The organism is Minwuia thermotolerans (genome assembly GCF_002924445.1).
In the GTDB taxonomy this organism is placed as follows: Bacteria; Pseudomonadota; Alphaproteobacteria; order Minwuiales; family Minwuiaceae; genus Minwuia; species Minwuia thermotolerans.
Map to the genome: position 1 here is coordinate 18908 of NZ_PIGG01000068.1, position 25061 is coordinate 43968.

At 68.3% G+C, this 25061-nt stretch carries 25 protein-coding genes; 12 read left to right on the forward strand and 13 right to left on the reverse strand.

The annotated features are described in order from the left end of the window. Nucleotides 1–107 precede the first annotated feature (107 nt). The 5 genes from CWC60_RS19425 to CWC60_RS19445 form a co-directional block, all read right to left on the reverse strand. Entirely contained in the window at nt 108–647 is a 540-nt protein-coding gene (locus CWC60_RS19425) for a demethoxyubiquinone hydroxylase family protein (RefSeq protein WP_109795589.1), read from the reverse strand. After that, nucleotides 644–1138 (reverse strand): disulfide bond formation protein B, encoded by a 495-nt coding sequence (locus tag CWC60_RS19430; protein ID WP_109796419.1) that lies wholly within the window; start codon nt 1136–1138, stop codon nt 644–646. Before CWC60_RS19430 ends, CWC60_RS19425 begins: the two co-directional genes overlap by 4 nt. Before the next feature lie 36 nt (nt 1139–1174). Continuing rightward, entirely contained in the window at nt 1175–1756 is a 582-nt protein-coding gene (locus CWC60_RS19435) for a YqaA family protein (RefSeq protein ID WP_109795591.1), read from the reverse strand. 126 nt (nt 1757–1882) lie between these two features. Beyond that, nucleotides 1883–3541, reverse strand: a complete 1659-nt coding sequence (locus tag CWC60_RS19440; RefSeq protein WP_109795592.1) for an acetolactate synthase large subunit — start codon at nt 3539–3541, stop codon at nt 1883–1885. A gap of 37 nt (nt 3542–3578) precedes the next feature. Beyond that, nucleotides 3579–3800 carry a DUF4169 family protein gene (locus CWC60_RS19445; protein ID WP_109795699.1) on the reverse strand — a complete coding sequence of 74 codons (222 nt, stop codon included), beginning with the start codon at nt 3798–3800 and terminating at the stop codon, nt 3579–3581. Between the two features lie 246 nt (nt 3801–4046). Between CWC60_RS19445 and CWC60_RS19450 the strand changes: the two genes are divergently transcribed. Beyond that, complete coding sequence (locus tag CWC60_RS19450; RefSeq protein ID WP_109795593.1) at nt 4047–7196, forward strand: AsmA family protein; 3150 nt, start codon at nt 4047–4049, stop codon at nt 7194–7196. A 30-nt stretch (nt 7197–7226) separates the two neighbouring features. Here CWC60_RS19450 and CWC60_RS19455 read toward each other — a convergent pair whose 3' ends face one another. Both CWC60_RS19455 and CWC60_RS19460 read right to left on the reverse strand, forming a co-directional pair. Beyond that, the gene (locus tag CWC60_RS19455) at nt 7227–7541 is read right to left on the reverse strand and encodes a ribbon-helix-helix domain-containing protein (protein WP_109795594.1); all 315 of its coding nucleotides are present in this window, start codon (nt 7539–7541) and stop codon (nt 7227–7229) included. 506 nt (nt 7542–8047) lie between these two features. Beyond that, nucleotides 8048–10384, reverse strand: a complete 2337-nt coding sequence (locus tag CWC60_RS19460) for a bifunctional salicylyl-CoA 5-hydroxylase/oxidoreductase (protein WP_109795595.1) — start codon at nt 10382–10384, stop codon at nt 8048–8050. Between the two features lie 167 nt (nt 10385–10551). Here CWC60_RS19460 and CWC60_RS19465 point away from each other — a divergent pair, with 167 nt between their 5' ends. From CWC60_RS19465 to CWC60_RS19495, 7 genes are read left to right on the forward strand one after another with little or no spacing between them, the layout of a single operon-like run. Continuing rightward, entirely contained in the window at nt 10552–10989 is a 438-nt protein-coding gene (locus CWC60_RS19465) for a PaaI family thioesterase (protein WP_109795596.1), read from the forward strand. Beyond that, a complete protein-coding gene (locus CWC60_RS19470) occupies nt 10967–11440 on the forward strand; it encodes an HPr kinase/phosphorylase (protein ID WP_109795597.1) in 474 nt (157 codons plus the stop codon). The genes CWC60_RS19465 and CWC60_RS19470 overlap by 23 nt, the downstream gene beginning before the upstream one ends. Continuing rightward, nucleotides 11437–12354 (forward strand): RNase adapter RapZ, encoded by a 918-nt coding sequence (gene rapZ / locus CWC60_RS19475; RefSeq protein WP_206420049.1) that lies wholly within the window; start codon nt 11437–11439, stop codon nt 12352–12354. Before CWC60_RS19470 ends, rapZ begins: the two co-directional genes overlap by 4 nt. Before the next feature lie 28 nt (nt 12355–12382). Then, the gene (locus tag CWC60_RS19480; RefSeq protein WP_109795598.1) at nt 12383–12790 is read left to right on the forward strand and encodes a PTS sugar transporter subunit IIA; all 408 of its coding nucleotides are present in this window, start codon (nt 12383–12385) and stop codon (nt 12788–12790) included. Continuing rightward, nucleotides 12787–13077, forward strand: a complete 291-nt coding sequence (locus CWC60_RS19485; protein WP_206420050.1) for an HPr family phosphocarrier protein — start codon at nt 12787–12789, stop codon at nt 13075–13077. Before CWC60_RS19480 ends, CWC60_RS19485 begins: the two co-directional genes overlap by 4 nt. Then, complete coding sequence (gene meaB, locus CWC60_RS19490) at nt 13061–14023, forward strand: methylmalonyl Co-A mutase-associated GTPase MeaB (protein WP_206420051.1); 963 nt, start codon at nt 13061–13063, stop codon at nt 14021–14023. The genes CWC60_RS19485 and meaB overlap by 17 nt, the downstream gene beginning before the upstream one ends. Next, entirely contained in the window at nt 14020–15186 is a 1167-nt protein-coding gene (locus CWC60_RS19495; protein WP_109795599.1) for a pyridoxal phosphate-dependent aminotransferase, read from the forward strand. The genes meaB and CWC60_RS19495 overlap by 4 nt, the downstream gene beginning before the upstream one ends. Before the next feature lie 84 nt (nt 15187–15270). Here the strand turns inward: CWC60_RS19495 and CWC60_RS19500 are convergent, their stop codons facing one another. The 3 genes from CWC60_RS19500 to mutM are packed head-to-tail and all read right to left on the reverse strand — an operon-like array spanning nt 15271 to nt 17248. Continuing rightward, the gene (locus CWC60_RS19500) at nt 15271–16047 is read right to left on the reverse strand and encodes an enoyl-CoA hydratase (RefSeq protein ID WP_109795600.1); all 777 of its coding nucleotides are present in this window, start codon (nt 16045–16047) and stop codon (nt 15271–15273) included. A 32-nt stretch (nt 16048–16079) separates the two neighbouring features. Continuing rightward, nucleotides 16080–16421 carry a hypothetical protein gene (locus CWC60_RS19505; protein ID WP_109795601.1) on the reverse strand — a complete coding sequence of 114 codons (342 nt, stop codon included), beginning with the start codon at nt 16419–16421 and terminating at the stop codon, nt 16080–16082. Then, on the reverse strand, nt 16418–17248 hold the full coding sequence (gene mutM / locus CWC60_RS19510; protein WP_109795602.1) for a bifunctional DNA-formamidopyrimidine glycosylase/DNA-(apurinic or apyrimidinic site) lyase: 831 nt from the start codon (nt 17246–17248) through the stop codon (nt 16418–16420). Before mutM ends, CWC60_RS19505 begins: the two co-directional genes overlap by 4 nt. Before the next feature lie 50 nt (nt 17249–17298). Between mutM and ubiE the strand changes: the two genes are divergently transcribed. Then, on the forward strand, nt 17299–18051 hold the full coding sequence (ubiE, locus tag CWC60_RS19515) for a bifunctional demethylmenaquinone methyltransferase/2-methoxy-6-polyprenyl-1,4-benzoquinol methylase UbiE (RefSeq protein WP_109795703.1): 753 nt from the start codon (nt 17299–17301) through the stop codon (nt 18049–18051). A 52-nt stretch (nt 18052–18103) separates the two neighbouring features. Next, complete coding sequence (gene ubiB / locus CWC60_RS19520; RefSeq protein WP_206420052.1) at nt 18104–19684, forward strand: 2-polyprenylphenol 6-hydroxylase; 1581 nt, start codon at nt 18104–18106, stop codon at nt 19682–19684. Here ubiB and CWC60_RS19525 read toward each other — a convergent pair. Further along, nucleotides 19681–20778, reverse strand: coding sequence for an alpha/beta fold hydrolase (locus CWC60_RS19525; RefSeq protein ID WP_109795603.1), 1098 nt, complete (start codon nt 20776–20778; stop codon nt 19681–19683). The genes ubiB and CWC60_RS19525 overlap by 4 nt on opposite strands. A gap of 87 nt (nt 20779–20865) precedes the next feature. After that, the gene (locus tag CWC60_RS19530) at nt 20866–21084 is read right to left on the reverse strand and encodes a hypothetical protein (RefSeq protein WP_109795604.1); all 219 of its coding nucleotides are present in this window, start codon (nt 21082–21084) and stop codon (nt 20866–20868) included. Between the two features lie 184 nt (nt 21085–21268). Here CWC60_RS19530 and CWC60_RS19535 point away from each other — a divergent pair, with 184 nt between their 5' ends. Both CWC60_RS19535 and CWC60_RS19540 read left to right on the forward strand, forming a co-directional pair. Then, the gene (locus CWC60_RS19535) at nt 21269–22210 is read left to right on the forward strand and encodes a bifunctional enoyl-CoA hydratase/phosphate acetyltransferase (RefSeq protein WP_109795605.1); all 942 of its coding nucleotides are present in this window, start codon (nt 21269–21271) and stop codon (nt 22208–22210) included. Continuing rightward, a complete protein-coding gene (locus CWC60_RS19540; RefSeq protein WP_109795606.1) occupies nt 22210–23388 on the forward strand; it encodes an acetate/propionate family kinase in 1179 nt (392 codons plus the stop codon). The genes CWC60_RS19535 and CWC60_RS19540 overlap by 1 nt, the downstream gene beginning before the upstream one ends. Here CWC60_RS19540 and CWC60_RS19545 read toward each other — a convergent pair. Then, nucleotides 23383–24942 carry a bifunctional aminoglycoside phosphotransferase/ATP-binding protein gene (locus tag CWC60_RS19545; protein ID WP_164516646.1) on the reverse strand — a complete coding sequence of 520 codons (1560 nt, stop codon included), beginning with the start codon at nt 24940–24942 and terminating at the stop codon, nt 23383–23385. The genes CWC60_RS19540 and CWC60_RS19545 overlap by 6 nt on opposite strands. Nucleotides 24943–25061 lie beyond the last annotated feature (119 nt).

The window sequence follows — 25061 nt, forward strand, 5'->3', positions numbered from 1 at the left end:
GCGCCTCGCCCATCACGCATCCCGCTTCATCGGGAGTCTATATCCTAAGGGGGTGCGGGTTAACGAAAAGGTAAACATCGCGTGCGGGGACCGCGCGGATTCCGGGTTCAGAACCGGGTCGACAGCCAGATGGCGAGACGCGAGCCGGCCTTGATGCCGGCAGTCAGCAGATCGTAGCCCGGCGCCCCGGCGGCGTCGTGGGCGCGCGCCGTGTCGCGGTGTTCCAGTTCGTCGGCGCGAAACCGCTCGATGGTTTCGCGCAACTCCGCCTCGTCGTCGTCCAGCTCCGCGGCCTGGGCCGCGTAGTGCTCGTCGATCACTTCCTCCACCGCCTCGGTGCAGGCCATGGCCGCTTTCTCGCCCATCAACGCGGTGCCGGCGCCCAGCGCGAAACCGGCCACGTGCCAGATCGGCGAGAGCAGGGTCGGGCGGACATGGCGCTCGTTCATGATGCGGTCGAAGGTCTCCATGTGGTGGAGTTCCTGGTCCGCCATCTTGCGGATCGTCTCGACCGACTTCGAACGGCCGAGGACGGCGAGCTGGCCGTCATAGATGCGTTTCGCGCCGTACTCGCCGGCCTGGTCGACCCGGATGATGCGTGCGATGCGCTCCTCGAGCGGCGTGTCGCCGGGTAGCGGCTTTCTCATCGGCTCCTCCTGCCGGTTGATCGTACCGCAAGGGTCAGCGCAAGCATGGCCGCGAACCCGCCATAGACCACGTTCCAGCCGGCGATCGAAAGGCCGAGAAACGCGAAGGGCACCTGGTCGCAGCGCGCCGGCTGCGTCCCCAGAACCTGGGAGCGCAGGGCGTCGAGATCGCCGGGCGTGCCCGCGCCGGTACAGGTCTCCAGACCCTGCCAGAGACCTTCTTCGACGCCGGCATGGAACACGCCGACACCTGCGCTGGCCGCAAAGCACAGCGCCGCAGCCGCGGCCAGCCAGCCGCTCCGCCAGCCCAGCGCCCAGGCCGCGGCGCCCAGGACGAGGGCGGCGAGATAGGGCCAGCGCTGCCAGACGCAGAGCGGGCAGGGCGCCAGGCCGAAGACGTACTGGGCAATCAGCGCCGCGGCCAACGGCAGCGCCGCCAGCACCGCGATCATCAGTCCCAGGCGGGCGTCCAGACGGTCGAAAAGGCTCATGATCAACCCTCTAGCCGGGCTGCTTCCCGCCGGCAATCAGAGAAAATAGCGCACGGCGACGAAGCCGCCGACAAGGCAGACCATGAAGATCAGGACGAGGATGCCGAGATAGCGCTCGATGAAGCGGCGGATGGGCTCGCCGAACCACCACAGCAGGGCGGCGACGAGGAAGAACCGCAGGCCCCGTGCGGCGACGCTCGCGGCCGTGAAGGTGACCAGGTTCAGAGCCGTGGCGCCCGAGGCCACGGTGATCACCTTGTAGGGAAAGGGCGTGACGCCGAAGAAGAAGACGATCCAGCCGCCCTCCTCGTTGTAACGCAGGCTGAACTCGGCGAACTTGTCGAGCGCGCCGTAGAATTCCAGCAGCGGCCGGCCCACGGTCTCGAACAGAAAGGCGCCGATGGCGTAGCCCGCCAGCCCGCCCAGCACGGAAAAGACCGTGGCGATGACGGCGTAGCGGAAGGCCTTGCGGCGGTCCGCAAGGATCATCGGGATGAGAATGACGTCGGGGGGGATGGGGAAGAAACTGGATTCGGCGAAACTCACTCCCGCCAGGCCCCAGCTCGCCCGCCGATGGGCGGCGAGGCTCATGGTCCAGTTGTAGAGACGCCGCAGCACCTGTTTCGCTTCTCCCCGAATCGCGCCTGGCGAGGATGGTCGGCGGGTCCGCAAATGTCCATCGCGCATAGGAAAAGGGCGGACCCGCGCGGGCCCGCCCCTTCCGTTTGCCGGTTCGGCGAAGGTTCAGATGACGGCTTCCAGTTCGCCCAGACGCCGGGTCATCTTCACGTTCTCCGAGTAGTCGATCGGCAGCGCGATCAGCGCCGGACCCTTCTGCTTGAAGGCCTCCTCCAGCGCCGCCGGCAGCTCCTCGGCCGATTCCAGGTTCCTGCCCCAGATGCCGAAGGCGTTGGCCATGGCGGCGAAATCCGGGTTGGTGAAGGCCAGCGCCGAATGCTTGCCGTCGAACTGGTTCTGCTGCTTCCACTTGATCAGGCCGTACTCGCCGTCGCACCAGACCATCCAGACGACGTTGATGCCGAGCCGCGCCGCCGTCTCCATGTCCTGGACGTTCATCATGAAGCCGGCATCGCCGTTGATCGCCAGCACCTTGCTGTCGGGCTTGGCGATCTTGGCGCCGATGGAGCCCGGCATCGCGAAGCCCATGGTGCAGAAGCCGTTGGAGATCAGACAGGTATTCGGCGTGTCGCACTGGTAGTAGCGGCTGATCCACATCTTGTGGGCGCCGACATCCGAAAGCACGATGTCTTCGGGGCCGAGGAACTCGCGCACGTCCCACAGCACCTTCTGCGGCTTCATCGGGAAGGAAGTGTCGTCCTTCTCCATGGCGAAGTCGTCCAGGATCGTCTGACGCAGCGGCTGCACGTCGTCGATGTTGAACGGAGGCTCCTTGATGCCGCGGGAGTCCAGCTCCTCGTTGATCTGCCAGAGCGCGTCGGCGATGTCGCCCTGGACGTCGACGGTGACGTCGTAGTCGCTGTCGATTTCCGCCGGCCAGAAGTCGATGTGGACCATGTGCTTGCCGGGCGTCTTGTTCCAGTGGCTGGGGCTGTACTCGACCAGGTCGTAGCCGACCGAGATGATGGTGTCGCACTTGTCGATGTAGACGTTCGCGTGGTCCTTGCCCTGCAGACCCATCGTGAACAGGCAGTACTTCGACGACCGCGGCACCGCGCCCTTGCCCATGAAGGTGTTGATCACGCCGACGCCGAGCTTCTCGGCCATGATCTCGAGCTGCTTGGCGGCGCGTTTCCGGATGGCGCCGTTGCCGGCCAGGATCATCGGCCGCTTGGCCTTCAGGATGACGTCGACGGCTTCCTTGACCGCCTTGTGGTCGGCGCCCGGACGGCGGGTGCGGACCGGCTTCAGCGGCGGACGCCCCTCGACCTGGTGCTTGGCCAGATCCTCGGGCAGTTCGATCATCACCGCACCGGGCTTCTCGGCCTCGGCGGTCTTGAAGGCCTTGCGCACGATCTCGGGGATCGCGCCGGCGTTGGAGACGGTCTGCGCCCACTTGGTGATGGGGCGGAACATGGCGATCGAGTCCATGTTCTGATGGCTTTCCTTGTGCAGCCGATAGGTGCCGGCCTGACCGATGATGCCGACGACCGGCGCACGGTCCATGTTGGCGTCGGCGATGCCGGTAACCAGGTTGGTCGCGCCCGGACCCAGCGTGGCCAGGCAGACGCCGGCCTTGCCCGTCAGGCGGCCATAGACGTCGGCCATGAAGGCCGCAGCCTGCTCATGACGGCAGAGCACGAATTCGATCTTGCTATCGATCAGCGAGATCATCGTGTCGGCGTTCTCCTCGCCCGGAACGCCGAAAATCCTTTCGACGCCTTCTTCTTCCAGACATTTCACGAAAAGATCGGATGCTTTCATCGCACTCCCTCCATTGCCCCCCTCGAGACGAGGCTTCCTATTTCTTCGACGGAGCGCCGGCCGTGCCGCCGTCCCCATCACTGTCGTCCGTCAACCGGCCGCCCTCCAGCAGCCGCTCACGCCTGGCCGCCGCGTCCGCGTCGCGGCGTTTCTCGACGCCGGTGCGGCCGTGACGCACGCGGTTCTCGGCGGCGCGCGCTGCCGCCCTGGCGCGTTCGCGTGTCTTCCGGAAGCGATTGAGGCTGACGATCTCGGCCATGCTCACCGCCTCGCGGGAAGCGGGCGGCGGCGTGCGCCGCACCCAGGCCATGCAATGTCGTAGAGATCGCCCACCGTGACCCAACCCCTCTTGATGCCGGGAAGCTTAGCCGATCATGGCGATGGCGCAAGCGCCGCGGCATCCGCGGTGTCCGCCGTCACTGCGATTGCCTCCCATGGCGGTGCGTGATTTAACGGGCGCGCGTTTCCCGACAGGGCAATCCAGAGGAACCGGCAAGGGCGTCAGGTGCGTGCATTTCTGATCATTCTGGCCATCCTGGTCGCGCTCGTCTTCGGGGCCTTGTTCGCCGCGCCGCTGGTGATCGATCCGGAGGACTATCGCGGGGATGTCCAGGCCGGTCTGTCGCGGGCGCTCGGTCAGCCGGTGCGGCTGGAGGGCGAGCTTGCGTTCCGGATCCTGCCGACGCCCCGACTGACCGCCGGCGGCGTGGTGGTGGAGGGCGGTTCGGCGCGCGACCTCGATCCGATCCTGACTGCGCGGCGGGCCGAGATGCGTCTGTCGCTCGGCAGTCTGCTGGCAGGCGAGTTCCTGGCCGAGCATGTCGAACTGGTAGAGCCGGTGATCACGCTGCACGCGGACCTGACAGGCCGCACCAACTACGCCGGACTTCGCGCTCCCGACCGGGGGGACGGTCTCTCGATAGGCGTGCTCGGCATTTCCGGCGGCGTCCTCAACTACCGCGATCAGCCGGCCGGCCGCGTCCTGTCCGCATCGGACCTGTCGGGCGCGATCAACCTGGACGGCAGCGCAGGAAGCGTCACCGGTCATCTGGCCGGCGTCTGGCAGGGGCGTGACGTCGACGTCAATTTCAGGCTCGGCCAGGGCGCGCGGCCGTCGCTGTTCGTCGAGATGAATCTGGACGACACGGCGATGGCGCGGTTTCAGGGCCGTCTATCCGATCCGTCTGCCGGTGTGGCCGAAGGCCAGTTCGAGGCGGATATCGCCGATCTGCGCGCCTTCGAGAACGTCTTCGCGCTGGTGCCGCCGGGCGAGGAACCGGTGCCGCTGCGCTTCCGTGCCGGTGCCCGGCTGGACGGGTCGGAACTGGTGTTCGACGGCATCAGCGGCATGCTGGCCGACGCCGCCTTCGGGGGCCGGCTCGGCGCGGATCTCGGTGCATCGCCCGCTCTGGATGTGGCGCTGGCCTTCGACAAGCTGGCCGGCCCGCCGCTGCTCGCCTCGTTGCGGCACTGGCCCGACGGCGGCGCCACTGCGGCGCGCGCGCTGGATCGTCTGCCAGAACTGGGCGTCGCCATCCGTCTGGATGTCGGCCTGGTGGAGTTCGGCGACGGATATGTACGCCAGTTCACTCTGGACGCCCGGCTGGCCAACGGCGCGCTTTCGATCGGCCGCGTTTCGGCGCTGCTGCCGGGTGGATCGGACCTCGCATTTTCCGGCGAACTGCGTCTCGCGGCCGGCGCCTATCGGCTGGACGGCTCGGTCGAGATGGTTTCCGACAATCTGGTCAGCCTGCTGGAATGGGGCGGGGTGACCGTGCCGCAGGATGCCCGGGGCCGGTTGCGCAATCTCAGCCTGTCCGCTGCGGTGGGCATCACCAGCGACGTCGCCCAGGTCACGGGAATCGATCTGCGTCTGGATCAGTCGCGGCTGACCGGTGGGGTCGCCATCGCCCTGGTCGAGCGACTGTCCTTCAGCCTCGATGTCGCCGTCGATCAGATCAATGCCGACGCCTATGCGGCTCTGTTCGGCCTGCGCGCCTGGCGCTGGGGCGTCCTGATGCCGGATCCGGCGGCCCCGCGGCTGCCGCTGCTGGACCGCTTCGACACCAACGCCATCATACGTATAGACCGTCTGGTCGCCGGCTCCGAGGTGGCCGAGGATGTCCTGCTGGAGGCGGGCCTGCTGGACGGAAACCTGACGCTCACGGCGCTGCGCATCGGCGCGCTGCAGGGTGCGGAAGTGTTGATTTCGGGCCGGGTCGACACGCCGGAGAACCCGCGATTCGAGCTGGAGGCGAATGTCACGGCGCCGGACATGGGCGCGTTTCTGGGCGCGCTGGGCGCCACAGGCGGCGGCATCGCCGGCCGTCTGCGCGATGTGTCGCTGGACGCCGGGCTGGAGGGCGGCTTCGCTTCGGCCGCGCTGTCCGTGGCGTTTGGTTCGGCGGAACTGGACGGACGGATCGAGGGTGCGGTCGCCGACTGGCTGGCAGCGCCCGGGTTCGACCTCAGGGTGAGCCTGGAGAGTCCCAGCGCGCCGGCGCTGCGCCGTCTGGCGTTTCCGGACTGGCGGCTGCCCTTCGTGCTGGCGGGGCCGGTAACGGTCGAGGGGTCGGTGACCGGATCGCCGGAGCGGCTGGGGATTGCAGGCCGTATGGACGCCATGGCGGCGCGGCTGGACCTGATCGGCGAGGTCGGTGGAAGCGAGGAAGGCGAGACGGCCTACCGCTTCGACGCCCGCCTGCGCCATGGTGATGTCATCGCCCTGATGGAGAGCCTCTGGAGCGGCTACCGGCCGTCGGCGGCCGGCGGCGCGGCGCTCGATGTGACCGCGGTGGCGGAAGGCGGGTCCTTCAGCCTGCGCCTGGCGGAGCTGGAGGCGAGGGCCGGCGATGATCGCCTGAACGGTGCGGTCGGGATTGACTGGCGCGGCAAGCCGGAAGTGATCGCGAACGTGACCGACGGCCGTCTGGATCTGGGCCCGTACCTGCCGAAATCCGCGGTGGAGAACGAGACCGGAGGACGGCGCTGGTCGCTCGCTCCTATCGGGACGAGCTGGCTGCGCGGCGTCCGCCTGGACGCCACGGTCGACATGGAGCGGCTGACGGCAGATGGCCTGTCGCTGGCCCCGTTCCATGCATCGCTCGCCATCTCCGACGGTCGGATGGTGGCGGAGGAACTGCGCGGCGGCATCGGCGAAGGCGAAATCGGCGGCCGCATGACGTTCGGCGCCGACGGCGTGCCCTTCGTCGAGGCCGAAGTTCAGGGGCGCGGCGTGCAACTGTCTCCGATGCTGGCGGTGCTGCTGGGCGAGATCCCCGCGCTGGAAGGCGATGCTGATTTCGAGGCCGCCCTTGAGGGGCGCGGCGTGACCGCCTTCGACATGATCCGCGCGCTGTCCGGACGTGTCGAGGTCACACGCGCCGATCTGGCCTTCGATCCCGTCGACGAGACGTTGCCCGCGCCCGATCTGGAAGGCCTGGCCGGAACGCTCGAGGCCACGCGCGGGGTGCTGCGCACGACCAGACCGTTCGCTGCTGCCGAGGGCCCGGCAACGATAATCGGCAGCGTCGACCTGCCGCGTTGGCGGCTCGATCTCGAGTTGAGAGGTCTGGAGGGTGCGGGCGGGGCCGAGCCGGGGACACTGTCGATTGCAGGGCCCGTGGATGCGCCCCGGTTGAGCGTCGCGCCCTGACGTCCTCGGCCAGGCCCGACGCGGGTCCGGTCAGTGGGTACTGCCGCCGCCGGCTTCGGTGCGCGGCGCGCTGCCGCCGGCGCCAAGGGCCTGCCTGTATGTTTCCAGCAGATAGACGCGGATGGCGCTCGAAAGGTTCTGGCTTTCGCGGTTCGCGTCGATCTCCTCGACCAGTTCGCTCAGCTTGATTTCCCGGCCTTCCGCCAGTTCGCGCAGCGCGTCCCAGAAAGCGTCTTCCAGGGAAATGCTGGTCGGGTGGCCGGCGATGCGGACCGACCTCTTGTGGACGGCCGTGCCCGGAACGCGGGGGCGTCGCCCGCCTGGTGTCTGAGAATGTTCTTTCACAACGCTACTCTGCTTTTCATGGCGTGGTCTTTCCGATGCGTCCTGGCGCTGATATCGACATATTGGCAGGATACTTAATTTTCAACGCACTTGCCTGGTCAACAAACCGGTCGGCATGCTTCGCCCCTGCATTGGGGTAGATGCGGTGACGCGGTGAATGCGCTTGTTCCCATGGGTTCTTGTTTGAAATGGGGCGAGAAGAGCACAATTCTATGCTCCCCCGGCAAGGTTGATTACTATTCTTTGTTGCGCTCCCGCTGTGATTTTGCGAAGTATCTTGTTACCATCCAAGGTTGATCCAGCATGCTGGTACCACGTCTAGGTCGAATCGGGAAGAGCAATACTTCATGTAGTATTATGGTAGCGCGAAAACATGAATGCCTTTACATGGGAGTTGTCGTTTGGCGGGACGTTCGCCTTGTGCCGCACCCGGCCGTGACCAATCAGTGATCATCGGCCCGGGCCGGTTCGGCCCCTTCGGTTCAGCCGCAGCGGCCGCCTTCCTCTCAGTCGGCGGAAAGACGGGTCATCTCCGGTCGTGCGGCCCGCGCCTGCCGGCGAAGTTCCGCCAGTTCCTCGCCGTCGCGCCGGGCGACGGCGTAGAGCTGATCGCGGCCGGCCAGATACGGGTCGGGCCAGTGCTGCCGGCCATGGCCGTAACGCGCTGCCGCATGGAGGGTGAAGTACGGGTCGGCGAGATGGGGGCGGGCCAGGGCCACCAGATCGGCGCGCCCGGAGAGCACGATCGTGTTCACCTGGTCGGCGGTGGTGATGTTGCCGACGGCCATGGTGGGGATGCCGAGGTCCTGGCGGACCGCATCGGCGAAGGGTGTCTGGAACATGCGGCCATAGACCGGCTTCTGGTCGGGCACCGTCTGGCCCGCCGAGACGTCGACCAGGTCGACGCCCGCGTCCTTCAGCATCGCCGCCGCGGCGAGAAAATCCGCTTCGGTCAGCCCCTCCGGCATCCAGTCGGTGGCCGAGAGACGTACCGACATGGGCTTGTCCGCTGACCAGGCCTCCCTGGCGGCGCAGAACACCTGCAGGGGAAAGCGCATGCGGTTCTCGATGGACCCGCCATGTTCGTCGGTCCGCCTGTTTGTCAGCGGCGAGATGAACGACGCCAGCAGGTAGCCGTGCGCCATGTGGATCTCCAGCATGTCGAAGCCGGCCCGGTCGGCCCGTCGTGCGGCGGCCGCGAAGTCCTCGACCACCCGGTCCATATCACCGGCCGTCATTTCCTTCGGCACCTGGCTGTCGGGGAAGTAGGGGATGGGCGAGGCCGAGACGATCGGCCAGTTGCCTTCTCTTAGTGGCCGGTCCATCGCCTCCCAGCCGAGCTGGGTCGAACCCTTGCGCCCGGCATGGCCCAGCTGCATGGCGATCTTCGCCGCCGAGCGCGCATGCACGAAGTCGACGACCCGCTTCCACGCGGCCTCCTGCTCGTCGTTCCACAGGCCGGTGCAGCCAGGCGAGATCCGCGCGTCCGCCGAGATGTCGGTCATTTCCGTGAAGATCAGCCCGGCCCCGCCGATGGCGCGGCTGCCAAGATGCACGAGATGCCAGTCGTCGGGCACGCCGTCGCTGGCCGAATACTGACACATGGGCGAGACCACAACCCGGTTGGCGAGCGTCATGCCGCGCAGCCGGAAGGGCGTGAACATCGGCGGCGGCGTCTCGTTTTCCGGCACGGGCAGGCCCTTCGCGCGGCAGTCGTCGACGAACCAGCGCCCGGCGGCCTCGACCATGGCCGGGTCGCGCATCATCAGGTTGTCGTAGGTGATCTGCTTGGAGCGCGAGAGCATGGAGAAGTTGAACTGCAGCGGCGGCAGACGGAAGTTCCGCTTCACGTTCTCGAACCATTGCAGCGATACGTTTGCGGCGTGCTGGGTCTTCTCCACCTCTTCGCGGCGCGTGGCGTCGTAATGGGCCAGCGCCGCCTTGACGTCATCGCCATGGCCGAGCACCGATCCCGCGAGCGCGATGGCGTCCTCCATGGCCAGCTTGGTGCCGGAACCGATGGAGAAATGCGCCGTGTGCGCCGCATCCCCCAGTATGACCACGTTCTCGTGCACCCAGCTCTCGCAGCTCACGGCGGGGAAACGGCGCCAGACGGAACGGTTGGTGAGCAGCGGGTGGCCCTGCAGTTCCTCGCGGAACAGCGCCTCCAGATAGCGGACCGAGCCTTCTTCGTCGTCCTCGCGCAGCCCGGCCGCCTCGAAGGTTTCCGGCGTCGTCTCGACGACCCAGGTCGCCGCCTCGCCGCGGAAGCGGTAGGCGTGGATCATCCAGTGGCCGTGCCGGTTCTCCTTGAAGTGGAAGGTGAAGGCCTTGAGCGGGGCGGTGGAGCCCATCCAGGCGAACCTGTTGCGCTTCAGGTCGACCGTCGGGCGGAACCTCCCGGCATAGGCCGAGCGCACGGTCGAGTTGACGCCGTCGGCGCCAACCAGCAGGTCGCAGTCGCGAAGGGCTTCCACATCCGTGACATCGGCTTCGAAGATGGTTCGGACGCCCAGTTCCTCGGCCCGCTGGCGCAGGATGGTCAGCAGCTCCAGGCGGCTGATGCCGCAGAAGCCGTGGCCGGTGGAGCGGATGACCTCGCCGCGATAGTGGGTGTCGATCTCTTCCCAGTAGGCGAAGCGCTCGATGATCTGCTCGTAGCTGACAGGATCGGCGTCGCGGAAATGGCCCAGCGTTTCGTCGGAGAACACGACGCCGAAGCCGAACGTGTCGTCGGGACGATTGCGTTCATGCACCGTGACGTCCAGATCGCCGCGCGCCTTGCGCAGCAGGATCGCGAGATAAAGCCCGGCCGGCCCCCCGCCTATCACGTTGATCTTCATCGGCCATTCTCCATCGCGGGAGATATTTTATACTTAAAGTATTTTGGAGGCCAGTGGCGCGCGGGGGCGGCCGCCGCCGCTCTCCGTTCAGGACTTTGCAAGGCGGCCGCCCCCTGCTTATCTGTGCGCCGGGTTCGGGAGGCAACCGCAATGGGGGAGGAGCCGGCATGGACGCGCGCGCATCGGAACTGACGCTGACGGAAGCCCGCCGCGGCGCCGAGGAGTGGTTCGCCCCCTGGGTGAAGGATCTCGGCCTGGTCGTGGAGGAGATCGGGCGCGGCCGCGTGCGACTGCGCATCCCGAAGAACGACCGGCTGAACCGCATGGGCGGGATCCTGTCGGGACAGGCCATGATGGCCGTCGCCGACACCGCCATGGTCTTCGCCATCCGGTCCTGCCTGTCGGGCGGCGAGAACATCGCCACGGTGCAGCAGTCGACCAGTTTCTTCCGCGCGGTGGCCGACGCCGACCTGATCTGCGAGGCCCGCGTGGTCAAGGAAGGCCGGACGACCATGTTCGGCGACTGCCTGCTCCACGCCGACGGACAGGCGGAGAAGCCCGCCGCCCAGGCCACGGTGGTCTATGCCGTCATCCCCAACAGATAGCGGCGTCTCGATCCTTCACGCCACCTGCGTCGAGGTGGATGGTGTCGCGGTGCTGTTCGAGGGGCCGTCCGGCAGCGGCAAGTCCGACCTCGCCCTGCGGCTGGTCGCGGAGGGGGCGCGGCTGATTGCGGACGACCGCACGGCGCTGTCGGCCGCCGGGGGACGGCTGAGGGCCCGTGCGCCGGAGCCCATCCGGGGATTTCTCGAGGTGCGCGGCCTGGGAATAGTGCGGCTGGAGCCATCCGAATGCGCCGCCGAAGCGGCGGTGGCGGCGCTGATCGGGCTCACCGCCAATCGCATTGTCGTGAAACGTATGCCCGATCCGGCCGAAAGGCCTGTTCTCGGCTTCAACCTGCCCTTCCTGGAGCTATATCCATTCGAGGAATCGGCGACTGCGAAGCTGCGCATGTTCCTGCGCACGCTCGCGGATCCGGAGAAGCTGGTCGAATGAACGACGGGAACGGAGAACGTATTGCAGACAGCGGCCGGGTGCTGCTGGTCAGCGGCATGTCGGGCGCAGGCAAGAGCTCGGCCCTGAAGATCCTCGAGGACATGGGCTGGGAGGTCGTCGACAACCTGCCGCTCAACCTGCTGGAGCGGCTGCTGGAAGCCGAGAATGTTTCCGCGGACGAGACGCCGCCGCTCGCCGTCGGGATCGACACCCGCACCCGCGGCTTCGACGCCGGTCATCTGGTCGATATGCTGAAGACGCTGCGGACCGGTTCACGCCGGTCGGTGGAACTCTGCTTTCTGGATGCCGATCCGGACGTCCTGCAGCGGCGCTTCACCGAGACCCGCCGTCGCCACCCGCTGGCCGCCGACCGCACCGTGATGGACGGCATCCGCATGGAGCGGCGCATGCTGGAGGTGCTGCGGGAACGGACCGACGAGATGATCGACACGTCGGAGTTCGCCCTGCCTGATCTGCGCCGGGTGCTGGGCGCGCGCTACAGTCCGGAACGGCCGGCCGGGCTGCAGGTCTTCGTTACGTCCTTCTCCTATCGCCACGGCCTGCCGCGGGACGCCGATCTGGTGTTCGACGTCCGCTTCCTGCGCAACCCGCACTATGTGCCGGCGCTGAAGCCCGGAACCGGCCTCGACGAGGATGTCCGCGCGCACATCCGCGCCGACGAAGCCTGGGAGCCGTTCGTGGAGAAAACGACGGATATGCTGGCGCTGCTGCTGCCCCGCTACGGCTCGGAGGGAAAGTCCTACCTGACGATCGCCTTCGGCTGCACCGGCGGGCGGCACCGTTCCGTCTACGCGGCGAGCCTGTTCGGCCAACGCTTGCGCGGACTGGCCGATCATGTGACCGTTCGTCACCGGGACCTTGACCGGCCGGGCGTGATTCCCTCCCCGGCCTGATGAAAACGGAATCGGAGAAATCGCTACAATGATCGGCATGGTGTTGGTCACGCACGGCCGGCTGGCGGAGGAATTCATCGCCGCCACCGAACACGTCGTCGGCGCCCAGCAGAACGTCCGCGCCATCTCCATCGGCCCCGATGACGACATGGACCAGCGGCGGACCGACATCATGGACGCGGTCGGCGACGTCGACGAGGGGGAGGGCGTGATCGTTCTGACGGACATGTTCGGCGGGACGCCGTCGAACCTGGCGATTTCGATCATGGACCAGGGGCGGCTGGAAGTGATCGCCGGCATGAACCTGCCGATGCTGATCAAGCTCGCGACGGTGCGCGAACACAGTTCGCTGAAGGAGGCCGCCGAGACGGCGCAGGAATACGGGCGCAAGTACATCAACATCGCGTCCGCCGTGCTGGCGAGCGGGAGCCAGTGAGCGCGTCCTCCCCGCCGGTGATTCGGGAATCCCTTACCATCTGCAACGAAAAGGGGCTGCACGCCCGCGCCGCGGTCAAGTTCGTGCACTGCGCCAAGCAGTGGGAGGCCCATATCACGGTGGAGAAGGACGGCGTCGCCGTCGGGGCCGATTCCATCATGGGTCTGATGCTGCTGGCTGCGGCCAAGGGCACCGCGATCCAGGTCACGGCCGAGGGCGAGGACGCCGAGGAGGCGGTGGCGGCGCTGGGCCGGCTGGTCGCCGACCGTTTTGAAGAACCCCGCTGACAGACCGGGCGCGGACGACGCGCCACCCGAGTGGCTGGACGACTGGCTGGCGGGCGAGCGCCGCGCGCTGAGCCGCGCGATCACGGCGGTCGAGAACGAGAACCGCGAGGCGACCGCGGTGCTTCGGGCGATGCAGGGCCGCCTGGGCCGGGCCATCTCGGTCGGCTTCACCGGGCCGCCCGGCGCGGGCAAGTCGACCCTGGTCAATGCCTTCGTCCGGGAACAGCGCGAGCGCGGCCGCACGGTCGGCGTCATCGCGGTCGACCCCTCCAGTCCGATCTCCGGCGGCGCGATCCTGGGCGACCGCATCCGCATGACCGGCCATGCCGGCGACGACGGGGTGTTCGTGCGGTCGCTGGCCAGCCGCGGCCACCTGGGCGGACTGTCGCGCAGCGCCGTCCGCGTGATGGACTGCATGGACGCCGGCGGCCGCGACGTCATCGTCATCGAGACCGTCGGCGCCGGCCAGTCGGAGGTGGAGATCGCCGATGTGGCCGACGTCAAGGTTGTGGTTGCCGCGCCCGGCCTGGGCGACGACGTGCAGGCGATCAAGGCTGGCATCCTGGAGATCGCCGACATCCTGGTGGTCAACAAGGGCGACCACCCGCTGGCGGTCCAGACGCTCCGCCATCTGAAGACGATGGCCGGCATGCGGCCCGAGGGGACGCGGCCGGCAGTGCTGAAGACCACGGCGCTGAACGGGGAAGGGGTGGCGGAACTCGCAGCCGCGGTGGACGCGCTGGGACGGGAGCGTCGTCACGCCGCGCCCATGGCCCGTGCCCGGCGTCTGCTCCGGCGCGCGGCGCTGGATCTGGCGTCGCGGCGTCTCTCGGCGGTCGACAGCGCCGAAGTGGAGCGGCTGGCAAGGGCATTGACGACCGGGGACGCGACAGTGGAAAAGGCGGCCCTCGACCTCCTGCGACTGGCCATGAAGGACGACCGATGAGCCGCACGCCCCCCGAAGTCCGCGACCTGATCCGCGACCTGCCCGATTCGCAGATCCGCGAGGTGGCGCTGGACTACATCGGCAAGCCCGGCCTGATCGCGCTCTGGTTCGGCGAGTCGGACGAGGAGACGCCTGACTTCATCCGCGACGCCGCCAAGGCGGCGCTGGACGCGGGCGAGACCTTCTACGCTCCCAATGCCGGCATCGGGCCGCTGCGCGCCGAGATCCAGGCCTACATGACGCGGATCTACGGCCGCGACTTCGCGCGCGACCGCTTCACGGTCACGGCCTCCGGCATGAACGCGATCATGCTCGCCTTCCAGGCGCTGGTGGACCCGGGCGACAACGTGCTGGTGATCAGCCCGGTCTGGCCCAACTGCGCCGAGACCGTGAAGATCCTGAGCGGCGAGGTGCGCCGCGTGCTGCTGGACGAGCGCGACGGCCGCTGGTCGCTGGACCTGGACCGGCTGTTCGACGCCGCCGACGAGCGCACGAAGGCGGTCTTCATCAACTCGCCGGGCAACCCGACGGGCTGGATGATGCCGGAGGATCAGCGCGACGCGATCATGGAATGGGCGCGCAGGCGGGGCATCTGGCTGATCGCCGACGACGTCTACGCCAGGCTGGTCTACGACCGCCACCACGCGCCGTCCTTCGTCGAGGTCGCAGACCCCGATGACCGGGTGATCGCCATCAACAGCTTCTCCAAGAGCTGGTCGATGACCGGGTGGCGGCTGGGCTGGATCACGGCGCCGGCCAGCATCGGCGGCGCGCTGGCCAAGTTGAACGAATACAACATGGCGGCGCCGACGACATTCGTGCAGCACGCCGGCGTCGCCGCGCTGCGGGACGGCGACCCCTATGTCGACGGGCTGGCCGAGCGGCTGCACCGCCGCCGGGACCTGATCACCCAGTCACTCGGCCGCTTTTCGCGCGTGCGCTACACGCCGCCGGACGCGGCCTTCTACGCCTTCTTCGCCGTCGAGGGGATGGCCGAGGGCAGCCTTGCCTTCTGCCGCAGGCTGCGCGACGAGGCAGGCGTCGGCCTCGCACCCGGCAGCGCGTTCGGTCCGGGCGGCGAGGGCTATCTCAGGCTCTGCTTCGCCAGCTCCGAAGCCGCCCTGTCGGAAGCCATGGAGCGGCTGCAACCGTACCTGGATTGAGAGCAGGGAGACGGAAATCCAGCTAGCCAGTCAAGAAGGCGCGCGAGCCGGCCATGCCATCCCTCGCGCGCCTGGATCGACTGCCTACCGGTTCTTGAAGGCGGGCTTGCGCTTCTCGGCGAAGGCGGCCATGCCCTCGTTCTGGTCTTCGGTCGCGAACAGCGAGTGGAAGACGCGACGTTCGAACATGATGCCGTCGCGCAGCATGGTCTCGTAAGCCTTGTTGACGGATTCCTTGGCGATCATCACCGACGGGCGCGAGAGCTCGGCGATCTTGGTCGCCGTGCTGACGGCCTCCTCGACCAGGTCGTCGACAGGCACGATGCGGCTCACCAGCCCGGAGCGCTCGGCCTCCTCGGCGTCCATCATGCGCGCGGTGAGCACCATCTCCATCGCCTTGGACTTGCCGACGAAGCGGGTCAGGCGCTGGGTGCCGCCGGCGCCCGGGATGACGCCCAGGTTGATCTCCGGCTGGCCGAACTTGGCGTTCTCGCCGGCCAGGATGAAGTCGCACATCATGGCCAGTTCGCAGCCGCCGCCCAGCGCATAGCCCGCCACCGCGGCGATGACCGGCTTGCGCACCTTGCTCGCGGTCTCCCAGTTGGCGGTGATGAAGTCCTCCATGTAGACGTCCATGTAGGACTTGGGCTGCATCTCCTTGATGTCGGCGCCGGCCGCGAAGGCCTTGGACGAGCCGGTAATGACCATGGCGCCGATGGCGTCGTCGGCCTCGTACTTCATCAGCGCGTCGGTCAGTTCGTCCATGAGCTGCTTGTTCAGCGCATTGAGCGCGTCCGGTCGGTTGAGCGTAATCAGCCCGACGGGTCCCCGCGTGTCGGTGAGGATGCATTCATAGGCCATGTCCGGTCTCCCCGTATGTCGGTCGCCGCCGTTCAGCGCGGCGCCAGCCTGAAGGTCACGGCGGTCTCGCCGCCCTGGCCCCTGATTTCCAGTTCCATGCGCTCCCCGTCGCGCAGGAGCCCGCCGCCGGGTCCGGCGTTCCAGCCGAGACCGGGCAGGGCCGAGGCGTAGTAACTTTCAACGGCCTCGCGCGCAACAGGTCCGGCTGCACGTACCACGACGACACGGCCCTCGGCGGTCTCGAACACGGTCTCGCTGTCGGCGTTGACCACCAGGCCCGGCATCAGCGGAATGTCCAGGGTCTCGATCCAGCCGTCGGCCCGCACCAGCAGTGGCGCGAGGCAGAGTGCGGCGATGGCGGCCAGGCGCCTCATCGCTGGCAGGTCCCGCAATGAAACGTCGAACGGCCGGACTGCACCAGCCGCCCCACTGCGCCCCTGCAGCCGGGCTTCCGGCAGGGCTCGCCCTCACGGCCATAGACCCGGAAGTCGTGCTGGAAATAGCCCAGCTCGCCGGAGGCCTGGACATAATCGCGCAGCGTGGAGCCGCCGGCGGCGATGGCTTCCTCCAGCACGGTCTTGATTTCCGGGACCAGCCGCTCTGCACGCCGGCCGGCGACGGTGGCGGCGATCCGCTTTGGCGAGATGCCGGCGCGGAACAGCGCTTCGCAGACATAGATGTTGCCCAGGCCGGCGACGATCCGCTGGTCCAGCAGCGCGGCCTTGATCGGCGTCCGCTTGCCGGCGAGGCGACGGCTCAGCTCGGCGCCGTCGAAGGCGGCGTCCAGCGGTTCCGGTCCCAGCGAGGCGAAGAACCGGTGGCTTTCCAGCGCACTCGTCTCGGCCAGGTCGAAGAAGCCGAAACGGCGGTGGTCCTGAAATGTGACCGCGGTGCCGTCGTCGGCGACGAAGACGATGTGCTCGTGCGGGCGTTGCGCGTTCGGCAGGGCGTCGTGGATGTGCATCCTCCCCGACATGCCCAGGTGCCCGATCAGGGTCTGGCGGTCGTCGAGATCGAACAGAAGGTATTTGGCGCGGCGGCGCAGGGCCTCGACGCGGCGGCCGGTCAGGCGTTCGGCCATGTTCTCGGGCAAGGGAAAGCGCAGGTCCGGCCGGCGCACCTCGACCCGAGAGAACACGCGCCCCTTCAGGCGGCGCTCCAGTCCGCGACGAACGGTCTCGACTTCGGGCAGTTCCGGCATGGGCCGCAATGTAGCGCGGCCCTCGGGCCTCCGCTATGGTCCATCCCGCCATGACGGACAGCGATGAAGAGAAGGCAAGCTTCGGCTTTTCGGAGGTCCCCGCGGCGGAGAAATCCGCACGCGTGGGCGAAGTCTTCCGCTCGGTCGCCGGCCGCTACGATCTGATGAACGACCTTATGTCCGGGGGCGTCCACCGCCTCTGGAAGGAACGCTTTGTCGCCGCCCTCCGGCCCCGGCCCGGGGAGCGCATCCTCGATCTGGCCGGCGGGACCGGGGATATCGCCCGGCGCATCCTGGAACGCACCGGCGGCACGGCGAAGGTCACGCTCTGCGACATCAACGAAGCCATGGTGGCGGCAGGGCGCGACCGGCTGATCGACCGGGGCATGGTCCGCGGCATCGACTGGGTCGTCGGCGACGCCGAGGCGCTGCCCTTTCCCGATCACCGCTTCGACGCCGTGACAATCGCCTTCGGCATCCGCAACGTCACCCGCATACCGAAGGCGCTTGCGGAGATGCGGCGTGTGCTGAAGCCGGGCGGGCGTTTCTACTGCCTCGAATTCTCCAGCGTGCGTGCGGCGCTGCGTCCGGCCTACGACGTCTATTCCTTCCAGGTGCTGCCGCGCCTGGGCCGCCTCGTCGCCGGCGACGAGGCCGCCTACCGCTATCTTGCCGAGAGCATCCGCCGGTTTCCCGATCAGCGGGCCTTCGCCGCGATGATCGAGGAGGCCGGGTTCCGCCGCGTGGCCCACGAGGACCTGACCGGCGGCGTTGCCGCCATTCACCACGGCTGGCGGATCTGACCCGGATGGCTTCCGGGGACCGATCGCTTCGCGCCCGCGGTGCAGGCCGGCCATGATCGGGTCGGTCGCGATGTTCCGGAAGCTCCGCTATCTCGGTCGGCTGATCGTCATCGCGCGCACCCTGGCGCGTCACGACGCGTTGTTCCCCCTGCAGCAGTTCGACGCCCCGCCATTGGTCATGCGGCTGGCCCGGCTGTTCGCGCTGCGCAGCCGCAAGAACCGGAAACGGCGGCCAGGTGAAAGGCTGGCCGCTGCCTTCGAGGATCTGGGACCCTCCTTTATCAAGCTCGGACAGGCGTTGTCGGTGCGCGCCGACCTGCTGGGCGAGGACATTGCCCATGACCTCGACCGTCTGCGCGACCGGCTGCCGCCCTTCCCGTTCGTGAAGGCGAAGGAAAAGATCGAGGATCAGCTGGGCCGCCCGCTGGAGGAGCTGTTCGAGAGCTTCGACGAAAAGCCGGTGGCGGCCGCTTCCATCGCTCAGGTTCATTTTGCGACCGTGCGCGACGGCGAGACGATCCGGGAGGTGGCGGTCAAGGTCGTCCGGCCCGGCATCGCGGAAATGATGGAACGCGACCTTGGGCTGTTCTACTGGCTGGCCGCGATGGCCGAGCGGGCCGAGCCCGAGCTTCGCCGCCTGAAGCCGACGGAGGTCGTGCGGACCCTGCAGGAAACCGTCGAGCTGGAAATGGACTTCCGGCTGGAGGCGGCGGCCGCCGACGAAATCGGGGAGATGTTCGAGAGCGATCCCGATTTTGAGGCGCCAGCGGTGGATTGGGAGCGCACCAGCGAGTCGGTGCTGACCATGGAGCGGGTGCGCGGCATCTCCATGGGCGACCGGGCGGCGCTGGAAGCGGCGGGCATCGACCTGAAGGAAGTCGCGGTCCGCGTCATCCGCATCTTCCTGCGGCAGGCGATGAACCAGGGGCTGTTCCACGCCGACATGCATCAGGGGAACCTGTTCGTGAAGCCCGATGGCGTCATCGTCGCAGTCGATTTCGGCATCATGGGCCGGTTGGACCGGCCAACCCGCATATTCATGGCGGAAATGCTGGGGGCCTTCATCGCCGGCGATTACCGCCGGGCGGCGGAGGTGCATTTCGCCGCCGGCTACGTGCCGCGTCACAAGTCGGTCGACGCCTTCGCACAGGCCTGCCGATCCATCGGCGCGCCGATCCGCGGCAAGCCGGTGAGCGAGATTTCCGTCGGCCGGTTGCTGGCGCAGCTCTTCCGCATCACCAAGACCTTCGACATGGAGACCCGGACCGAGCTTCTGCTGCTGCAGAAGACGATGGTCACGGTGGAAGGCGTGGCCCGTGATCTGGACCCGGAGATCAACTTCTGGGAGGCGGCGCAGCCCGTCGTCGAAGGCTGGGCCGAGGAGAATCTGGGGCTGGAGGCGCGCGTCGTTGACGGTCTCGGCACGGCGCTCGACATGATCGACCGGGTGCCCAGGCTGCTGGCGCGGACGGAGATCGCCATCGACCGGCTGTCGGCGCTGCCCGTGATGGCCTCCGAGACCCTGGATGTCACCGCGAAGCGGCGCAAGCGCACAGCCTGGCTCACGGCGGGCGCCGCGGTGCTGGGCGGCCTTGCCGGCGCCGTGATCATGGCGCTGGTGCTGAACGGTTAGTCCGCCAGGAAGTCGAGAAGTGCGCCGACAACCGCCTCGGGCCGTTCCTGCTGGACCCAGTGGCCGGCGCCATCGATCAGCGTCGTCCCGCGCCAGTCAGCGCAGGCGCGCTCGGCCATAGCCTGCAACGCGCCCGGGCGCTGGTGGATGCCCCAGTCCCGCGCCCCGGCGATGAAACAGGCTGGTACGTCCAGTCGCCGGCCGGCGAAGACCCGCATGTCGGCCAGATAGGCGGGGTCGGTCATGTTGCGGTACCAGTTGAGCGCGCACTGGAACCCGGTCCGGCGGAAGGCCTCGACATAGACCGCCAGCTCCGCGTCCGTCAGCCAGCCGCAGGCGGCGATCTCTTCCGGCGTCGGCATGTCGGGCGCCACGGTCTCCGCCATGCCGGCATCACGGTCCATGACGTAGTAGGCCGGCAGTTTCGCCAGTTCATCCGCGCTCCACGCCGCCAGTTCCCGGGGCCGGTTGCCCGGCCAGTCGCCGCTCTTCGCGTGATAGTAGGCGCGCAGGAAGTCGTGCAGGCCCTGCGGCGCATCCAGCATGTCGCGGTCGGCTTCGGGTGTGACGTAGTACCACTGATAATGCTTGCGCGGGCGGGGCAGTGCGGCGAGGTCAGCGTGGATATCGCCGCTCCCGCGTCTCGCTTCCAGCGGCGGCGGCCCGCCGAAGGGGGCGCTCATCAGCGCCGCGCGCCGGAAGATGTCGGGCCGGATCAGGGCGCAGTGAGCGGCCACTGGCGAGCCGAAATCGTGTCCGACGACCGCCGCGGCCTCCCGGATGTCGAGCGCCTTGAGCAGACCCAGCGCGTCCGTCGCCAGATTCAGCATGCGGCAGGCCCGTTCCGGGTCCTCGAAGCCGGGGTTCCAGCCGGTGGTCCGGCCGTAGCCGCGCTGGTCGGGCGCGATGACCCGGTAGCCGGCGGCGGCCAGCGGCGTCATCACCTTGCGCCAGGAAAAGCCGAGTTCGGGAAAGCCGTGGAGCAGCAGGAGGACCGGCGCGTCGGGTGAACCGGCCTCCAGGTAGAACATCTCCAGCCCGTTCAGATTGTCCACGCGCCCGGTGCGGACGCCCGACGGCAACAGGTCTTCCATGATGCGGCTCCTCTCGCGGCGGTCCGGGCTTCAGCGTAGTGCCTCATCCGTTGCCGACGAAGACCTTCCGGGCCGCGCAGGCCGCACTCAGGGCCGCATGAAGGCGTACTGCTCGTCCGGGTCGAGATTGTCGATGATGTAGCGCAGTTCCTCGGCGATCTCCTCGATCGGCCGGTTCTCGCGGTAAATCTGCATGACGAAGGACATCATCGAGCGCGCGACTTCCTCGCGGGAATAGCCGGTTTCCGCGGCCTCGGCGACGGCGGCTTCGACGTGCTTCTTCACGATGGTCGAGATCGAGGCCATTGACGCCCCTCCATGCGTTGTTCCCAGAATGGTGCGAGCATAGCGGCGGCGGCGGCCGGCGATCTTGATCTGGCTCAATTGTGCGAACCACACTGGCCCCGGCGGTCTTGATCTGGCGCAATGCCTCTCCGGCGCGCCGCGGTCATGCTGCGCATGGCACGGACAATTCGGGCGATCGGGAACAATGGCTGACATCTTCTCCGCACTGGTGGCGCGCGCCGCCGGCTATCCGTCGGCGCCGACGGCGGTCGTTCATCCCTGTGACGCGCCCTCCCTGCAGGGCGCCGCGGACGCTGCGCGCGCGGGCCTCATCGAGCCTCTGCTCGTCGGGCCGCGGCACCGCATCGACGATGCGGCGGCGGCGCTCGGTCTCGACATCTCGGCCTGGCCCCGGATCGACACCCGCCACAGCCACGAGTCGGCGGAGATGGCGGTGGCGGCCGTCCGTCAGGGCCGCGCGGAGGCGCTGATGAAGGGCAGTCTGCACACCGACGAACTGCTCCATGCCGTGCTCGCAAGAGAGACCGGCCTGCGCACGGAGAAGCGCCTCAGCCACGTCTTCGCCCTGGAGATTCCGGGCCAGGACCGCCTTCACTTCATCACGGACGCGGCCATCAACATCTATCCCGATCTGCTGGCCAAGGCGGATATCGTCCAGAATGCGATCGACTGCGTGCGCGCCCTGGGGATCGAGCGGCCCAAGGTCGCAATCCTGTCGGCGGTCGAGACGGTCACGCCGAAGATCCCGTCCACGGTGGACGCCGCCGCCCTCTGCAAGATGGCGGACCGCGGCCAGATCACCGGGGCGGATCTGGACGGTCCACTGGCCTTCGACAACGCCGTCAGCGTGGAGGCGGCCGAGATCAAGGGCATCCACTCTCCGGTCGCCGGCCGCGCCGACATTCTGGTCGCACCCGACATGGAGGCGGGCAACATGATTGCCAAGCAGCTCACCTTCCTCGCCAATGCGCGCGCTGCCGGCGTGGTGATGGGCGCACGTGCGCCCATCATCCTGACAAGCCGTGCGGACGACGCGGCCGCGCGCCTCGCCTCTGCCGCCGTCGCCGCGCTGGTCGCCCATGCGCGGCGCATCGCGGCTGCCGCGGCGGTGATGGGGGAAGACTGATGGCGGGCGATCTGATCCTTGCGGTGAACGCCGGTTCCTCGACCGTCAAGTTCGGGGCGTTCCGTCTGCCGTCGCTGGAAAGGGTCGCCGCCGGCCATGTCGACGCGCTGGGGTCTGACGCTTGCGCCTTCCGCGCCGAAGCGGCGGGCGAAACCCGTTCGCAGGAACTGCCGGGCGCCGACCACGAGCGCGCCATGGATGCGCTGGTGACCTGGATTGGCGAGGCTTTCAGCGGAGACACGATCGTCGCCTGCTCCCATCGCATCGTTCACGGCGGACCCGACCATGTCTGGCCGCTGCTGGCGGACGGGGCGGTGGTGCGCGAACTGGAGGCCTTCATTCCGCTGGCGCCGCTTCACCAGCCGCATAACCTGGCCGGCATGGTGGCGCTGGCCCGGGCGCTGCCGGGGACGCCGCAGGTCGCCTGCTTCGATACCGCGTTTCACCGCGATCATCCGAAAGTGGCCGAGGTCTATGCCCTGCCGCGCGAAATGACCGAAGCCGGCGTCCGCCGCTACGGCTTTCACGGCCTTTCCTACGAATACATCGCCCGGCGGCTCCGCAATCTCGATCCCGAACTCGCCTCGGGACGGGTCATCGTGGCCCATCTCGGCGCAGGCGCCAGTCTCTGCGCCATGCGCGACGGCCGCAGCGTCGACAGCACCATGGGCTTCACCGCCCTGGACGGCCTGCCCATGGCGACGCGGACAGGGCAGCTCGATCCGGGCGTGGTCCTGCATCTGTGGCGGGAAGGCCGCCCGCTGGCCGAGGTGGAGCACATGCTCTACCGCGACAGCGGCCTGAAGGGACTGTCGGGGCTGAGCGGCGACATGCGTGAACTGCGGGCAGCCGGCACGCCCGAGGCGGCCTTCGCGATCGAGTATTTCTGCTATCGCGTCGCCCGCGAGATCGGCGCGCTGGCGGTCAGTCTCGGCGGTCTGGACGGGCTGGTCTTCACCGCCGGGGTGGGGGAGAACGCGCCGGCGATCCGCACCGACATCTGCAGCCGGCTCGGCCTGCTTGGCGCCGTGGTGGACGAGGCCGCGAACGCCGCAGGCGCGGAGCGTTTCGACGCGGCAAGCAGCCGGATCAGGCTGCTCCGCCTGCCGACGGACGAGGAGAAGATGCTGGCCATACATGCCGCCCGCTGCATCGGCGCGTCGATCGGAGCGTCATAGCCGGGATCGGCCTTGTGGGGCGCCGGAATTGTCCTCGTTCAGCGCGGCGCGGATCAGCGCGACAGTGTCCTCCGGGCTTCCGGACGCGTCGATGAGCCGCCAGCCCGCAGGCCGTTCCAGATTGCCCAGCTGCTTCGCCAGCACCCGCTCGTCGGCGTCGGAGGCATCGTCACGGCGACCGCCGACACGTTCGCGCAGGATCGCCGGGTCCGCGTCAAGCCAGAAGCCTTCCAGGCTCACGCCCTCAACGGCCAGAGCCGCGCTGAGCGGATCGATGTTCCTGGCATGGCCGAAGACGGCGTCGACGACCACCGGCCTGCCGGCCTCGATCACGGTCCGCGCTTCCTCGGCCAGGGTGTGAAAGACGCGACGGGAAACCGCCGAGCTGTAAGCGCTCTCGCCCAGTTTCTCCTCGGGCCTTCGGCCTTTCAGGCGCTTGCGGATGACGTCGCTGCGCAGGTGCACCGCGCCCGCGGCCTCGCCCAGCGTCGGGGCGAGCATGGCCGCGGCCGTCGACTTGCCCGTGCCGCTGGCCCCGCCGATGGCGACGGCGCGTGGGTGGTCGGGCTCCAGCATCGCCAGCGCAAGGTCGAGATAGGCCTGCGCTTCCCCGGCCTTCTCCCGGTCCCCGGGCCCCTTGGCCGCCGAGGCGGTGGTGTGCGCCCGGATTCCGGCCCTGAGCGACAGGTAGAGGGGAAGCAGGCCCACGCCGCGATAATCGCCGCCGCGCGCCAGATATCGGTTCATCACCAGATTGGCTTCCCGTTTCAGGTCGCGGTGCAGCAGGTCCATGAGCAGGAAGGCCAGGTCGTAGAGAACGTCGATGTCGCTTAGGCCCGGATCGAACTCGATGGCGTCGAACAGGGTCGGGCGTCCATCGAGCAGGACGATGTTGCGCAGGTGCAGGTCGCCATGGACATGGCGCACAGCGCCCCCCGCGGCCCGCTGGCGCAGCAGGCTCCGCCCGGATTCGATGGCCTGCCGCGTGCGCTCTTCGAGCAGGTCGATCGCGCGATCCTCGAAAACCGCCTCGCCGTGACGCCGGAGCTCGGCGATGTTGCCGTCCGCCACCGCGGCCATGTCGGCGGCGGCGTCGCGCCCGGCGCGCGTCTCGGATTGCTGGTGGAAGTCGAAGATGACGTCCGACGCGTCGCGGCAGATCCGGTCGGTCAGCTCGCCCCGCCGCGCCAGGCGGTCGAGCAGCTTGCCGTCGTCGAAGCGCTTCATGCGCACGACCCACTCAACCGGTTCGCCGGCGCCGTCCAGCGCCAGCGCTCCCCCGCGCTCCCGCGTCAACGGAACGGCGTCGATATAGATCTCCGGTGCGGTGCGGCGGTTGATCTCGACCTCCGCCTCGCAGAAGCGCCGCCGCCGCTCCGGCGTGCCGTAATCCAGATAGGGATAGCGGACGGCCTTCTTCATCTTGAAGGCCAGTTCGGGACCCAGAAAGATCACGTTGGCGTGGGTTTCGACGACCTCGACCTTGCCGCCGCCGTGGGTCGCCGGGTCGGCCAGTAGGCGGCGCGCCTCGTCCTGCGTTTCGTCTTCGGCCACGGCTGTCGACCCTCCGGATGCCTTGTGCGCCGACAGATAGGTGACACACATGGCGCTCGCCAGCCTTGACGCAGGTCAAGGGCCGGAACGCAACGGGCCGCCCCGGTTACCGGCGCGGC

Excerpts from the sequence above, each read along its gene's own strand:
- CWC60_RS19425 (WP_109795589.1), bottom strand. The coding sequence starts at position 647 with ATGAGAAAGCCGCTACCCGGCGACACGCCGCTCGAGGAGCGCATCGCA.
- CWC60_RS19430 (WP_109796419.1), bottom strand. The coding sequence starts at position 1,138 with ATGAGCCTTTTCGACCGTCTGGACGCCCGCCTGGGACTGATGATCGCG.
- CWC60_RS19440 (WP_109795592.1), bottom strand. The coding sequence starts at position 3,541 with ATGAAAGCATCCGATCTTTTCGTGAAATGTCTGGAAGAAGAAGGCGTC.
- CWC60_RS19445 (WP_109795699.1), bottom strand. The coding sequence starts at position 3,800 with ATGGCCGAGATCGTCAGCCTCAATCGCTTCCGGAAGACACGCGAACGC.
- CWC60_RS19460 (WP_109795595.1), bottom strand. The coding sequence starts at position 10,384 with ATGAAGATCAACGTGATAGGCGGGGGGCCGGCCGGGCTTTATCTCGCG.
- CWC60_RS19465 (WP_109795596.1), top strand. The coding sequence starts at position 10,552 with ATGGACGCGCGCGCATCGGAACTGACGCTGACGGAAGCCCGCCGCGGC.
- CWC60_RS19470 (WP_109795597.1), top strand. The coding sequence starts at position 10,967 with ATGCCGTCATCCCCAACAGATAGCGGCGTCTCGATCCTTCACGCCACC.
- rapZ (WP_206420049.1), top strand. The coding sequence starts at position 11,437 with ATGAACGACGGGAACGGAGAACGTATTGCAGACAGCGGCCGGGTGCTG.
- CWC60_RS19480 (WP_109795598.1), top strand. The coding sequence starts at position 12,383 with ATGATCGGCATGGTGTTGGTCACGCACGGCCGGCTGGCGGAGGAATTC.
- CWC60_RS19495 (WP_109795599.1), top strand. The coding sequence starts at position 14,020 with ATGAGCCGCACGCCCCCCGAAGTCCGCGACCTGATCCGCGACCTGCCC.
- CWC60_RS19500 (WP_109795600.1), bottom strand. The coding sequence starts at position 16,047 with ATGGCCTATGAATGCATCCTCACCGACACGCGGGGACCCGTCGGGCTG.
- CWC60_RS19505 (WP_109795601.1), bottom strand. The coding sequence starts at position 16,421 with ATGAGGCGCCTGGCCGCCATCGCCGCACTCTGCCTCGCGCCACTGCTG.
- mutM (WP_109795602.1), bottom strand. The coding sequence starts at position 17,248 with ATGCCGGAACTGCCCGAAGTCGAGACCGTTCGTCGCGGACTGGAGCGC.
- ubiE (WP_109795703.1), top strand. The coding sequence starts at position 17,299 with ATGACGGACAGCGATGAAGAGAAGGCAAGCTTCGGCTTTTCGGAGGTC.
- ubiB (WP_206420052.1), top strand. The coding sequence starts at position 18,104 with ATGATCGGGTCGGTCGCGATGTTCCGGAAGCTCCGCTATCTCGGTCGG.
- CWC60_RS19525 (WP_109795603.1), bottom strand. The coding sequence starts at position 20,778 with ATGGAAGACCTGTTGCCGTCGGGCGTCCGCACCGGGCGCGTGGACAAT.
- CWC60_RS19530 (WP_109795604.1), bottom strand. The coding sequence starts at position 21,084 with ATGGCCTCGATCTCGACCATCGTGAAGAAGCACGTCGAAGCCGCCGTC.
- CWC60_RS19535 (WP_109795605.1), top strand. The coding sequence starts at position 21,269 with ATGGCTGACATCTTCTCCGCACTGGTGGCGCGCGCCGCCGGCTATCCG.
- CWC60_RS19540 (WP_109795606.1), top strand. The coding sequence starts at position 22,210 with ATGGCGGGCGATCTGATCCTTGCGGTGAACGCCGGTTCCTCGACCGTC.